Annotated in this window: 10 protein-coding genes and 2 pseudogenes; 3 read left to right on the forward strand and 9 right to left on the reverse strand. The window is 61.8% G+C overall.

Features of this window, described 5'->3' with window-relative positions:
• Positions 1-12 precede the first annotated feature (12 nt).
• The 5 genes from QRN25_RS22615 to QRN25_RS22635 form a co-directional block, all read right to left on the reverse strand.
• Positions 13-1,041 carry a Csu type fimbrial protein gene (locus tag QRN25_RS22615; protein ID WP_285021534.1) on the reverse strand — a complete coding sequence of 343 codons (1,029 nt, stop codon included), beginning with the start codon at positions 1,039-1,041 and terminating at the stop codon, positions 13-15.
• Positions 1,032-3,242 carry a fimbria/pilus outer membrane usher protein gene (locus QRN25_RS22620; RefSeq protein WP_285021536.1) on the reverse strand — a complete coding sequence of 737 codons (2,211 nt, stop codon included), beginning with the start codon at positions 3,240-3,242 and terminating at the stop codon, positions 1,032-1,034. The genes QRN25_RS22615 and QRN25_RS22620 overlap by 10 nt, the downstream gene beginning before the upstream one ends.
• A gap of 214 nt (positions 3,243-3,456) precedes the next feature.
• Positions 3,457-4,248 carry a fimbrial biogenesis chaperone gene (locus QRN25_RS22625; RefSeq protein WP_285021539.1) on the reverse strand — a complete coding sequence of 264 codons (792 nt, stop codon included), beginning with the start codon at positions 4,246-4,248 and terminating at the stop codon, positions 3,457-3,459.
• Between the two features lie 20 nt (positions 4,249-4,268).
• Entirely contained in the window at positions 4,269-4,802 is a 534-nt protein-coding gene (locus QRN25_RS22630; protein WP_350224267.1) for a Csu type fimbrial protein, read from the reverse strand.
• Positions 4,803-4,831: 29 nt separating this feature from the next.
• Positions 4,832-5,389 carry a Csu type fimbrial protein gene (locus tag QRN25_RS22635; protein WP_285021540.1) on the reverse strand — a complete coding sequence of 186 codons (558 nt, stop codon included), beginning with the start codon at positions 5,387-5,389 and terminating at the stop codon, positions 4,832-4,834.
• 392 nt (positions 5,390-5,781) lie between these two features.
• On the opposite strand from QRN25_RS22635, the gene QRN25_RS22640 reads away from it, so the two are divergent.
• Positions 5,782-6,456 (forward strand): response regulator transcription factor, encoded by a 675-nt coding sequence (locus tag QRN25_RS22640; RefSeq protein ID WP_271183137.1) that lies wholly within the window; start codon positions 5,782-5,784, stop codon positions 6,454-6,456.
• Entirely contained in the window at positions 6,449-7,810 is a 1,362-nt protein-coding gene (locus tag QRN25_RS22645; protein WP_285021541.1) for a sensor histidine kinase, read from the forward strand. Before QRN25_RS22640 ends, QRN25_RS22645 begins: the two co-directional genes overlap by 8 nt.
• A gap of 200 nt (positions 7,811-8,010) precedes the next feature.
• On the opposite strand, the gene QRN25_RS22650 is transcribed toward QRN25_RS22645, so the two are convergent.
• From QRN25_RS22650 to QRN25_RS22665, 4 genes and pseudogenes are all read right to left on the reverse strand, one after another.
• Positions 8,011-8,721 carry a hypothetical protein gene (locus QRN25_RS22650; protein ID WP_285021542.1) on the reverse strand — a complete coding sequence of 237 codons (711 nt, stop codon included), beginning with the start codon at positions 8,719-8,721 and terminating at the stop codon, positions 8,011-8,013.
• 560 nt (positions 8,722-9,281) lie between these two features.
• Entirely contained in the window at positions 9,282-9,488 is a 207-nt protein-coding gene (locus tag QRN25_RS22655; RefSeq protein WP_285021543.1) for a hypothetical protein, read from the reverse strand.
• Between the two features lie 306 nt (positions 9,489-9,794).
• Entirely contained in the window at positions 9,795-11,933 is a 2,139-nt protein-coding gene (locus QRN25_RS22660) for a TonB-dependent siderophore receptor (RefSeq protein ID WP_285021545.1), read from the reverse strand.
• Between the two features lie 124 nt (positions 11,934-12,057).
• Positions 12,058-12,492 (reverse strand): annotated as a pseudogene (locus tag QRN25_RS22665) (transposase); the annotation flags it as partial.
• Positions 12,493-12,761: 269 nt separating this feature from the next.
• Here QRN25_RS22665 and QRN25_RS22670 point away from each other — a divergent pair.
• Positions 12,762-12,902: pseudogene (locus tag QRN25_RS22670) on the forward strand (transposase); the annotation flags it as partial.
• Between the last annotated feature and the right edge of the window lie 56 nt (positions 12,903-12,958).

The raw sequence follows: 12,958 nt of genomic DNA on the forward strand, positions 1-12,958 counted from the left end.
ACTGGACACGCTCTAGAATCCGATGTCCACGATCACCACATCGCCGTAGACTCCTGCAGCAGGCGTCATCTGGGCGGAGTCGATGACCGCGCGATAGGTGTATCCTTGCAGAGTACTGCTGTCGTAGATGCCCGGATTGCTGTCTGCGGATGCGCTGCTGCGGCGCTCTGCCGCAATCGCGCTGCCCCATCGACCCGCACTGACGGAACTGCCGCGATAGATTTCGTAATTGAGGTAATTGCTGGTCGTGCCCTGCCGCATGCGTCGTGTACCCGAGAAGTTTTGCCCGTTGCCGAGCCCGATGGTATAGGTCGAATTGAGGCTGCAACGAACTGAGATCGTGCGAGTCACCGCGCTGAAACTGCCGACCAGCGGAGCAGTGCCAAAGGCCAGGTCGGGCGCGGTGATCTGGCAGTCTGGCAGGACCTTGAGCGTCACTGTCACCGTTAGCGGCACGCCCGTGCCCCAGCTGGTCAATGGCCCCAATAGAGTGCTGCGCGTGGCGCCGGGGCTGTTCGATGTCCCGATGCAGGCGTTGAGGGCACCGATCGTGCAGATCGAAAAGTACCAGCGCAGCATCACCGTACCGGTGTATGTCCCGGCAGCAAGCCCCGAGGTCGGCGTGGTGCGCACGTAAAGCGGGATACTGGTTCCCGGCCCGCTGAACAGGGTGATCAGGGCCGTGGTAGACAAGTCCGCCTCGCTGCCCGCAGTCAGCGCTGCCCCTCCCGAAGTGGATGAAAGCGTGAACGGTATGGTCTGCCCGCCCTGCCCGGTCAGCAGGAACGTGGAGGAGTCTACCCGGACCTTTATGTAGGACGTGGTGGCTACCGTCAGCAGGCTGGAGCAAGACAGGCCGCCCGCGCCGCTGCTCGCCTGTGCCTGTCCTGCCACCGAGAATGATCCGGCATCCCCGATCGTGATCGTGGAGGCGGCCACAGTGCAGTTCCCGTAAGTCTGCGCCCGCGTGGTTCCGCTCCATGCAGTGAGGATCACTGCCAGCAAAAGGGCGAGCGCGCGAAAATGGGGGATCATTGGCATGTCAGCGTTCCCATGTCGGCGATCTTGCCTTGTTCCACCTTCATGTCGAAGACCGTCCGGCAGCTTGCCCCGTCCGGCAGGGTGACGACCAGATCGTTGTGCGCGGCAAGGTCTTCGGCGAAGACGAGCCCGTCCCACCCGACATAGGCGGTTCCCCGGCCATTGACGCGTATCACGGCGCCCACCGGTAACGGTGCTCCGGCCTTGTCCACCAGCGCGATCTGCGCAGCAATCATCCGGCGGACCGGGAAATCCAGGATGTAGCCGCTGCCCCGTTTCACAGCCACTTTCTGATCTACGACATCGGCGGTCAGGTCCTCGCGGAAGCCCAGAGGGTCGATGGTGTACTTGCCTGGATAATAGGCTGCCGCCCACGGGATAAGGACATGCCCGTGGGCATCGGTGCGGCCAACCAGCTGGTTTTCATAGTAGACGGGCACGCCGGAATAGCCCCGTGTCGAAACCAGCGCGAAGGCGTCCGCTACTCGATTGGCCGCGAAGACCGCCTTGTCCATCCAGATGACTGATCCCGATGCGCCCAGCCAGCGTGTCACGTCGCCGCTGCGGCCGTAGGCGCCGCCGCGCAGTTCCGCAAAGCGGGTGCGCCAGGTGACGTCGGCATTGCCGTAGAGATCGCCGTTGCCCAGGCGATCTACGCCCGCGTTCCAGCCGATGCCGCCTTGCGTCGGCACTGCGCGGTTATAGTCGATCCGGTTGCCATAGCGGCCGTCCGCCTCGCGCATCACGCCGCCGTTGACGGTGCCGCGATTGCCGCCCAGCGGGACCTGCAGGCTGAGCGAGGCCGTCCAGCCGCGCTCGCCCAGGTCGCGCGTCGCCGAGGCAAAGATGCTCGCCGAGCCCCCGACCGGCATCGTCCAACTCAGGTTCGCCAGCCGCGTCCTGCCTTCTCCCCGTGCCCGGCTTTCGAGGTAGGCGCCGCCGATCGATCCGAAACGGCCCAGCGCCACGCTGGCGCTTGCCGATGTCATCCTTGTCGCCCGGTCCCGATCCCGCGTCAGGGAGGCGAGGTCGAAGAAGCCTGCATTCTGCCGCTGGTGATTGACGGAGAAGGAAAAGTCGCGGCGCTGGTACTGATAACCGACGGAGACCTGTCCCCCGTTCCGGCCGCCATTACGGCTCATGCCGTAGGCCGCATTCACTACGCCGAATGTCCCGATCCGAACGACGGCGCCTACGCCCAAAACGGCCGTGGCGCCACTCAGTTCGAAATGGCCTTCCGCCGTCAGCGTTTTGGAAAGGCCGTGGCGTAACGAGCCGCTTGCAGCCATCGTGCCGTAATCGAAACTGCGTTGTCCGTAGTGCCGGCGCATCGCCCCTGCCGCGATTGCGTAATCGGTAAGACCGGGCCGCAGCAGGGTGGTCGCTACATAAAAGGGAACTTGCGTCGCAACCTGTCGGCCGAGCGCATCCGTGACCACAATGCTGGCTTGCCCGGCGCCGTTGATCTGCGGCAGCGGGTTCATCACGAAGGGGCCGGGCTGGATCGATCCGCCGAATGCCTGGTGATTGTCGATGAACAACTGTACCGACGACGGCAGCGCCGCCTCTCCCGCGAAAGCCGGCACTGGATATGTGACCACATCGGGCCGGACCGCGAAATCGCGCGAGACCTGCACCCCGCCCAATCTGATCGCGTTGCTCCACGGCAGGGTCCGGGTGACGAGGTCGCCTGCCTCGTAAGTCGTCATGCTGTCCTCGTCGGATCGAATCCAGCGTGTGTCGTACCGCATGAAGGCCGTGTCGCCGCCCGTTCGCGCAACGCCGGTGGTCGAGAACAGCCCGGCAGGTTCGAATACCCGGAAATCGGTCCATAGCGAAGCCGATGGCGGTGCTCCGGGCGCATCGACCGCGTAAAGATCATAGTTGAGCATCACGCCAATGCTGCTGCGCGCGGGTCCTTCGTTGCGGCGCGGTCCGAACCCGATCTGCTGGCCTTGTAGCCACCGGGCAGGAACCTGCAATTTCAGGCGCTGGTTGGGCATGTCGTATTCCACTTCCACCCCGGGCAACTCATCCACCGTGACCTGTGCGGAAGCTTCGCCCTCCACTGGCAGCGAAAGAGCACGCATGTCGCCGGCGGAAATATGGAAATGGCCCTCGCTTGCCTGTACCGGCACGATCGCTCCGCTCGGCACGCCGTTGACCACGACCTCGAGTTGCAGTGGCTCGGCTTCGGCCACGGTTCCCCTTTCGGCATAAGACGCGGCGGCGGGAATATCGTCGTATTTTGTCGCAGCTTGGCAAGGAGCCACGATCAGCGCAGCGCATGTTCCGGAAAAGAGCGCCCATTTCAACTGACGAAAAATGGCCGCGAGAAGCAACATTCACCTTCCATTCCCATGGGCCATTCCGACAAGGATGCAGAGCACCCGTCTGCCGGTTCAACCGTCCTCCTCAGGGCTGTCGGTGCGTCATTGGCGAAGAGGAATCCCCCTCGACTTCGGCGAAAAGCCGCGCTTGCGGCGCGATGGCCTGCGTGATCGCGAAGCGCATCGTTGCCCCGGCCAGGACATAGCCATGCGCCCCATCCAGCTTCAGCGATGTTCCGTCCGCCCGCTTCATCGTGACTGTGGTGAGGCGGCTGTGCCGGGTGCCCGGATTGTGGACTTCGAGCGACGTCGCTCCGCCTGTCTCGACCACGCGCCACTCTAGCGCGGGAGCCGAGCCTGCCCGATCCTTGGCCCGATCCCTTGCGGACCGGGCTTCGTCGCCCGTTCCGTACGTGAACAGGGGGAGCGAATAGCGCATGCGGAACTGGATCGCCGCTGCGGCCTGCCTGGGCTCCCCCGTGCCCGGTTGGGCCGGTGTATCGGCAATCGGAATCTCGTCGATAATGACGCGATAAGACCGCTCGCCATCGGAGGGAGGAGCGATCCGGGTCAGGCGGATGAGTTGCTGCTGGCCGGCCTCGATACGCACCATCGGAGGCGTGCCCGTCACTTCCTTCTGCTCGACGAAACGCTCGTCGCCATCGATCTGCTGCCAGCCGAAAATGCGGATCTGCATCAGGATCGGCCGCGTACCGGGGTTTTCGAGGCGCAACGGCGTGGCGCGCTCTCCACTCTCGATCACAGGGTTGACCGGCCAGATGACGACCGAATTGGTACTTTGTGAATACGCAAAATCGGGCAGGAGCAGGAAGATGCCGAAAACCGGAAGTCGTCGCAGAACTGTGAAGAGCCGCATCATAGTGTCCTCAGTCCATCCTACCAGCTCAAGGTCACTGTCACCGTATCGGTGTAAGTGCCCGGCGGAGTATTGCCCGGAAGCGTCAGTCGCCCGTAGATCGGCAGCCGGACATCGTTCATGTTGGCGGACGTCACTGTGATGCTGGTCGGCTGGGCGATCCCGATTACCTGCCCGCAGGCGGCGTCCGCGCAAAGGCCATATGCCAGCCGGTTGGAGGTTGTCCCCAGTTGCAGGGTGCGGCTCGTCGCCTGATGCAGGCCGCCGTCGATCGACATGGAAAGGCTTACGCCTGGCGTGCAGCGCAGGGTTATGGTCTGGGACGCGGACAGGCTTGCCTGAACCGTGGACGTGGCCAGGGCGGGCTGGGACGTGAACGTCAGGGTTCCCATCTTTCCTGCATTCCCGCTCATCCCCACACCATCGACGGCGCATCCAGGCGACACGGTCGCGGACACCGCGAAAGTCCTGCTCGTTTCGGCGTGGGCCTGCGTGCAGGAAAAAAGTGCCAGAGTCCCGACCGCGAGCACCAAGTGACGCGAGAACATATTCATGTGGACCAACTGCCGTTCGCCTGTCTCGATCAGGCGCCGAAAGTAATCGTCACCACGACGACGTCGTTGTAGGTGCCCGTGATCAGGCCTGCGGCACCATAGGCGGTTCCATAGACGGCGACGTTCTGCGCGCTGCCATCGGTCGCCAGAACGATGGGTGTGTTTGCCACGATCGGCGTCGTGCCGCCCGCGTCACTGTACAGGTTGTACGTCACGTAACTGGCTTGCGTCGTGTGCTTCATCGATCGGGTGCCGGTGGTGCCGGTGTTGCTCGATCCTGATCCTGCGGAGTTGCCGCCCGAGAATGAAATGCTTGGTGCGGTGCCATTGCTGCACTGAATGGCGATGCCGTTGCCTGCCGTACCGAGGAGTTCTGCCGTCGCCTGCGTGAAGTAGGTGTTCTGCGTGCCGAAGTTAAGCGTGCCAAATTCAACGTTCGTTGTTGCATCAGGTACAACAGTATTGTTGATTCTGCATGCAGTAGTGAGTGTGATCGTGGCGTTGATGTTTCCGGTTATGCTCGCGTTTGCGGGAGAATTGACCCCGGCAAAGGCAAGAATTGCGAAACCAGTCACAATTTTTTTCACAATGCAGTCTCCTAAAGGCACCTTCTGTGCGTGTACTGCAAATTTTGGCATGCAACCCCTATAAATTTGTTAAAATAACATTCACAATGGTTCTATTAATAATTACGTATACTTCTGAACATTACAGTCGATACTTTCTGGATTGCAATCGACCTGACCTTCGGCTTGTAATTGCTTCATGCGATTGGGAAAACTGGTTTCGCGATGTGCCGCTTCCCTGCCTGAAGCATGGCGTCCAGATTAATGCTGGCGGCTGTCGAGATGCGGAGGGATGCGCAAAGCCGTATTTCCAACGTTGATTTTCCCCAATGTTTCTTCTCGGCGCTTATCGAGCCTCCGCAGCGAGGTAAGGTGAGTTGGGTCGGGGGGAACTTCGCGCTAGAGACCGGCCGATGCGGATATTGCTGATAGAGGACGATGCCGAGGTAGCCGGCTTCATCGCCGAAGGACTTGCGGCGAACGGCCATGTCGTCCTGACCGAGCCGGCAGGCCGCCAGGGCCTGCGCCGCGCGCAGAGCGAGAATTTCGACGTCCTGATCGTGGATCGGATGTTGCCGGACATCGAAGGCATCGATCTCGTTTCGCAAATGCGGGCTCTGGGGTTATCGCTTCCGATCCTGATCCTCACGTCCCTGGGAGCGATAGAGGATCGGGTGAAGGGCCTTGGCAGCGGCGCGGACGATTACCTCGTCAAACCGTTCGCTATGGCTGAACTGTGTGCGCGGATCGATGCACTCGGCCGCAGGGGGCGCGGCGGGCTGAGCGACACCGCTGCTTGCGGGACGATCAAGATCGACCGCATCCGTCGCGAGGTATGGCGTGACGGGCAGCGGATCGTCCTCCAGCCCCGCGAATTCGAACTGCTGGAGCAACTGGTTCGCCAGCAGGACCGGGTGGTTTCGCGGGCGATGCTGCTGGAACAGGTCTGGCATTTCCATTTCGATCCGCAAACCAACATCGTGGAAACTCACATGAGCCGGCTGCGACAAAAGCTGAATGCCGGTTTCAGCCATGATCCGATCCATACGGTGCGCGGTGTCGGATACAAGCTGTGCAGTGATGCCTGACCTGCGATCTGGACGCCTGGGGACGATCACGCGCATCGCGGGTTGGTTCGTCGTCTTCTACACGATTGCGACGCTGGGGCTTGGCGCGGGCATCTACGTGATCGGCGAAAGCGCGTTGCGCGAACAACTGGACGATCGCATCCTGGCCGAGAGTGATTACCTCGTGCAGGTTCACCATCATCGGGGTATGGGAAGCCTTCGCGACACGCTGCAGCGCCGTGATGACCGCGGCGTCAACGCATTGGGATACCTGCTGACGGATCGCTCGGGACAGCGGCTTGGCGGAGAGCTGACGACCGATCAACCACCGAACGGCTGGGCGCAGATCGAGTTTCGCGATCAGGACGGAAAGCGCAACGTAGCCCGTTCGCTGACGGTCGATCTGAGGGATGGCAGCAACCTGACGGTGGCGATGGAACTGGCCCCGGAACGCGCCTTGCGCCGCACCACGGGGCTGCTCCTTCTGGCGGGGCTTGGCACGACGCTGGTGGGCGGAATCGCCGGCGCGGTTTGGCTGACACGGGCGATCCGCGCGCAGCTCAAGGCAATGAACACGACCGCGCAGGGCATCATCTCGGGCGACATGAGTCTGCGCATGCCTGTTTCGCAACCAGATGACGAGCTTGGCCAGCTTTCCGCAACGCTCAATACGATGCTGGATCGCAACAGCGCGCTGATCGAGAACTTGCGAGAGGTTTCGAGCGGCATAGCGCATGACCTGCGCACACCGCTCGCCAAAGTCCGGCAGCGGTTGGAGCGCATGACCGGGCTGGTGCCGCGCGAAGGTGCCTTGAGCGATGAGGTTGAACGCTCAATCGTGGAGATCGATGCCGCTCTTTCTCTATTCAGCGCGCTACTGCGGATCGCCGAAGTGGAAGCGGGTGCGCTCAGGCAATACTTCCGGGTGTTCGACCTGGGTGCGGTCGTTTGCAACGTATGCGAAAGCTACATGGCCGTGGCCGAAGACAGCGAGAAGTCGCTGGCTTGCGATCTCGCCGGGGGAATACAGGTACTGGGTGACGATGAACTCGTCTCGCAAGCGCTCGTCAACCTGCTTGAGAACGCCATACGTTACACCGCGCCCGGATCGTCCATCCGAGTGACGCTGGGCCGTGGACATGGGCGGGCGGTGCTGACCGTGACGGACGATGGCCCCGGTATTCCGGCCGGACAGCGCGACGTACTGACGCAGCGCTTCACGCGAGGTGACCGGTCGCGGGCAAGCCCGGGTTACGGACTTGGCCTCAACCTTGCCCGGGCGGTGGCCGAAGTGCACGGCGGGCACCTTAGCCTTGCCGACGCAAGGCCCGGCCTTCAGGTCGACATTGAGATACCCGCCGCTACCGGACACTGACGCGCAGCGCTGCGATCACCTGCGAAGCGTGATCCGGCTCCGCAAACCGTAACGATCGGAGCGCTTCCCGCCAGCTCCACTGTGCGACGCCCCTCATTGCGTTGATGCAAATGTCTGATCGTTCGAGCTTGGCGGCAAGTGCGTCCGCATTCCTGCGGATGGATGCGAGGGGAGCAGGATGGGGCCGGCATGGCAGGCCGTCACAGCTCGCGTATGATCCGCAAGCCGGCTTGCGGGCGCCACCCCAGCTCTGCATCGTGCGCGGCGCCGAGACCCGCCTGCAGGGAGAGATCGCCGCCCAGCTTGTGGTGCAACTGTGGCATGATGAGAGCCTCCTGGGCACGTCCTGATTTGAAATTGATCTCGAGGCCCACGCGGCTCGCTTTCGAGAGGTCGTAGAACGTAGATTGATTGAGCAGCAGGCGTCCGCCACCGTCGCGACCGGAGCTGACGTCACCAAGACCGACCATCGCCATCATGCTCCAGTGCTCGTCAAAGCGGAAGCCCAAGAGATAGAGCGCGCTGCTTTCCCAACGCGTGTTCTCGCGATTATAGAGGCCGAGATACTGGAGGCCGTGCACGCCCCTGCCGTTGGCAAGCGTACCGAAGGTTCCCTGTAGCCCGATCTTGTAGTCGGTGACGCGCGTGCCCTCGAAGGGAAGCTCCAGTTCAACTGCGAAGCCGTCTGCAACCGCCAGTTCGATCTCGGGCGCCCATTCGACGACCTGGTCCGGGCCGGAAAGGCGTGTCTGGGCAAGGGTATTGACCTCGAGCTCTCCGGCCCGCGCGCCCAGTGGGCGGACCATGTCGAAAACCATGGGTTCGGGAACGTCAGGATAATCGCCCGCATGTGCCGGACAAACCGACATGGTGAGGACGAGCAGGGACAGGGCCGCGATCAGCGAGCGCATCGTAAAGGTTTCTCCTGGCAGAGCCCGGATCCTGGCTATCGTCAGAATTCGGCGGCGCGAGGCGGTGGAACCCGGCCGCTTTGCGGCACATGCATTCGATTTGACAGAGAGTTGGCGGAACATTGGGAAGAAGCAATGTTCCGCCATGGGCGCGGGGGCTCATGACAGATGCCGGCTACCCGACCTTTTCCTTGGTGGAACGAGAATGCGGGTTCATCGCCGTCGCCCGGAAGGCCGATGATCATACGCTCGATCCCGTCAGAAAAAATAGCCCTTGCGGTGTCACGCACGGGCCTTCGTCAAGGTCTCTTAGGTTGTGTCAGAAGTCCTCGGAGATTGTCACGCCCGCGATGCGCAGGTCCGGCACGCCGACGACCAGCGAATTGTCGTTGGCGGCTAACAGCGTGCGTTCGAGCTTGGCGCTTGCCGCCCTCGACACTGGCTCCGGGGCCTCCGCTGAAATGCACCCCCAAACTCGTCGAAGGTGAAGGTTGCTTACCCGGATGGCGCGCGCGGCTACGAAGTGAACCTCGTCATCGACGCCGCGCATCCGGGCCGCATCAGTTGGCGCCCGACGGTTCGCTGCAGGTGGAGACGCCGAAGCCGCCAGCTTCATCGACGTGCTGTACCAGCAGATGAGCCGGCCGTTCCACATCATCGCTACCGTCGTATTCGCCTTTCACGACGATTTCTATGGCGCCCAGCGGTTGGCCTTCGTCGATTGGCGCGCGGTGCCGTCGCTCGACGGCGCTCCCAAGATCGCGCATGATCTTCTATGAGTAAGCCCGTGCGGTGACGCTCGCTTTTTCGGAAGCAAACGGTTTGCGGGCAGCTTTGAGGGCTTTGGCGGATCCCATGATTGGCCGCGACCATCTGGCACTCGACCCAGCCGATCCGAAGATCGGCGCCCGGACATCGGTGGATTTATCAAGCCTAGCAGTTTTTCGATCGGTTCTCGATCATCGCTGACGAGTCAACTGAGCTCTGCCTTCCTGCGCCTGCCATGCGAGGTCGAAGCATGCAGCCTCGCCATCGTGCGCAGTGGCGGCGCACGATGGCTAAGCGTAGCAGGATCAGAAGCGATATCCGATCGAACCCATCACGTTGCGCGGAGCCGCCACGAAGCAGTCGCCGCGCGCCAGGCAGGAGGCGTACTGAATTTCGTTGAGCAGATTCGTCGCGTTAACCGAGAAGCGCCAGTTCTCCCAGGTGACTTCGGCCAAGGCATCGACGTTCGTGCGTGAGGGCGTGACTATGGACCAGGTCGGGCTGGTCGAGCGGCTCTTGCCGTTATAGGTCACGCCTGCGCCAAGGCGCAGCTGCGCGTCACCCGGGATGCCGAAGGTCTTGGTCGTCCACGCCGATGCGACATGGCGGGGCATATAGTCCAGACTGGTGTCGGTTTCGGACTTCAGCTTGTTGTAGCCGTAGTTGAGCAGCAACTGGAAGTCCCCAGGCAGTGTGTGACTTGCCTCGACTTCAATGCCCTTGGTGTTCAGCACGCCCGATTGGGTGGTCGCGTTTTCCGCCAGATAGAGCACGCGGTTCTGCTCCTTGATCTTGAAGGCGGTGACGGTGACGAGCGTGTGCGGCTCGGGCTGCCACTTGACGCCCGCTTCGTACTGGGTGCCGGTCAGCGGCTTGTACGGATCGCTGGGGATGCCGCCGGGCAGCATGATGGTGCCGGCCTGCGGCAGGAAGCTCTCGGTGTAGCTGAAGAAAGGCGAGAAGCCTGCACCCAGTTCGCCGATGATGCCCGCGCGGAAGGTGGTGGCATTGTCCTTCTGGCCCGAGGAGCCGGTCACGCGGTCGCGGCGGGCGCCGACGACGACCGAGACGCGGTCGAATGCGCGGATCTGGTCCTGCACGTAAATGCCAAGCTGCTTCTGCGATTCATAGGCGTACGGGCCGGTGGGATCGTAAGTCTGAAGCGCATCGTAATCGATGTCGTAGATGTCGATCTTTTCGATGGCGTCGAAATTGGGGGTGCCGTTTGCGTCGTAGGTGATGCCGGGCGTCGCCGCATAGCGCTTGCCCACCTTGTTCCAGCTATAGTCAATGCCGACCAGCATGGTGTGCTCGATATTGGCACTGGTGTTGAACTTGAACTGGACGTTGTTGTCCGTCGAGAAGACGTTCATCCGCGCGTCGCTGGCATCGGCATAAAGGCCGATGGTGCGGCCATACGTGCCGTACTGGGCATAGGGCAGGAACGGATCGGTCGGGTTGGAATAGCTGTCGGCGTAGTGGGTGTTGTATTCAAGGTCGCTGTCGATGTAGCGGGCCTTGAGACTGACGCGGACGCTGTCCGAGAAATTGTGAGTGATCGCGGCCCCGCCCTGCAGGGAGCGACCAGCGTAGCGGTCCCAGCCTGCCTTGCCGACGAAGGTGTAGGGATCGAGCTTGCCGCTCGGGTTGGCAGCGTTGGGCAGGAACGTGCCGACGATCGGCAGGAACTGCGAGGTCGAGCCGGTGTCGTCCTCCTGATAGAGCCCGGTCACCACGACGTTGGTGTCGGGCGTGGGCTGCCAGCGGATCGAAGGCGCGAACATAACGCGGTCGTCGGGTACGTGATCGACGTAAGTGTCGGCGTCGCGCACGCGCGCCACGGCTCGGATCGCAAGATTGTCGGCCAGCGCGACATTGATGTCGCCCATGGCTTCCTTACGGTCGTAGCTGCCGTAGACGACATTGAATTCGCCGCCTGTGCGGAATTCCGGCGTCTTGGAGACAAGGTTGACGATACCGCCGATCGAACCCTGGCCGAACAGCACCGAGGCGGGACCGCGCACGATCTCGACACGCTCGAAGTTATAGGGGTCCGAGGTGATGCTGGCGTAATAGGAGAATACGTCGCGCATGCCGTCGCGGAACTGCAGCGCGTTGATGCCGCGCACGCGGAAGCCATCAACGCGAGTGTCGCGGCCATAGGCATTGGCGAGCACGCCTGCGGCGTACTTCACTGTGTCGCTGATGCTGATCGCGCCCTGCGAGAGGTATTGCTCCGAGGTGATGACGGTAACCGGCTGCGGGACTTGGATCAGAGGTGTCTCGGTCTTGGTACCTGAGATAGCTCCAGTAACGATGATTTCGTCGCCGTCCGCCGCTGCGGTTGGGGTCTCTGCGGCCGGTTCCTCTGCATGGGCAGCGCCTGCCGTCATCAACGCAAAAGCTGCGGCACTACAAAGCGCGATTGAACGAACGGAAGACATACCCACCCTTTTGCAACGAAATCTCAATAAGTGGGGTCGTTACCGCTATTGCGAATTATTGGCAATATGCGGCATTCAATCTCCAATATCTGTGTTATTTGGGCAACACTAGAGCGGTTTTCGGTTATTCTGTTTCGTAGCCACATGATCTGAAGTAGTTGGAGCATTCCTGGGGCTGGAAAATATCGACGAGTTTGCCGATCAAGCTCGACAGGCCATTGACGGTACGATGGCCCGCTTTACGGAGCATGGCCTTGAGGCGGGAAAATGCTTTCTCGATCGTGTTGAAGTCGGGGCTGTAGGGCGGGAGAAAGCGCAGGTTGGTGGCTGCGGCCTCGATGAGCACTTGTACCGATGCGCGCTTGTGGCTCGACAGGTTGTCCATAATGACGACGTCGCCAGGCCGCAGTTGGGGGACGAGTACCTAAGCGACGTAGGCTTCGAACCAGTCGCCGTTGATCGGCCCATCGAGCACCATGGGCGCGACCATGCCGGTCATGCGCAGGCCAGCGACCAACGTGGAGGTCTTGCTGTGGCCGTGCGGGAAACCCATCCGCAAATCCGGCCGAAGTTCGAGCACATCCGCAAAAGGTATTGGGACAGCGCTTCTGGCAGGCTACTTTTCGACGGCCTCCGGCAACCTCGCCGACGACATCGTCATGCAGTATCTCGACGAGCATACCCGCGAGAATAGCTGCAGCCTCGCCTCATGATCCTACCGAAGTCAGCTGGTCAGTCAGATGAGCGCAAAGTTCCTTTCCGAATCGACAAAGTGGATTTCCAAATGGGCTGAGTTCTGATCCAAGGCTGCTCTTTGCGGGAGTGGTAATGGCTCGTGGCGATCTGACGGACGAAGAATGGGACGTGATTGCGGGGCTGCTGCCCTTGGAGCGCGGCCGCAAATTCCGTTCAGAGCATGATAACCGGCGCTTTCTCAACGGTATGCTGTATGTGTTGCGGGTCGCCTGCCTGCGTGTTTCGGAAAGTCCCGGACAGCGATTCCGGTAAGTCGCGGACAGTGGTTT

The organism is Novosphingobium sp. fls2-241-R2A-195 (assembly GCF_030209485.1).
In the GTDB taxonomy this organism is placed as follows: domain Bacteria; phylum Pseudomonadota; class Alphaproteobacteria; order Sphingomonadales; family Sphingomonadaceae; genus Novosphingobium; species Novosphingobium resinovorum.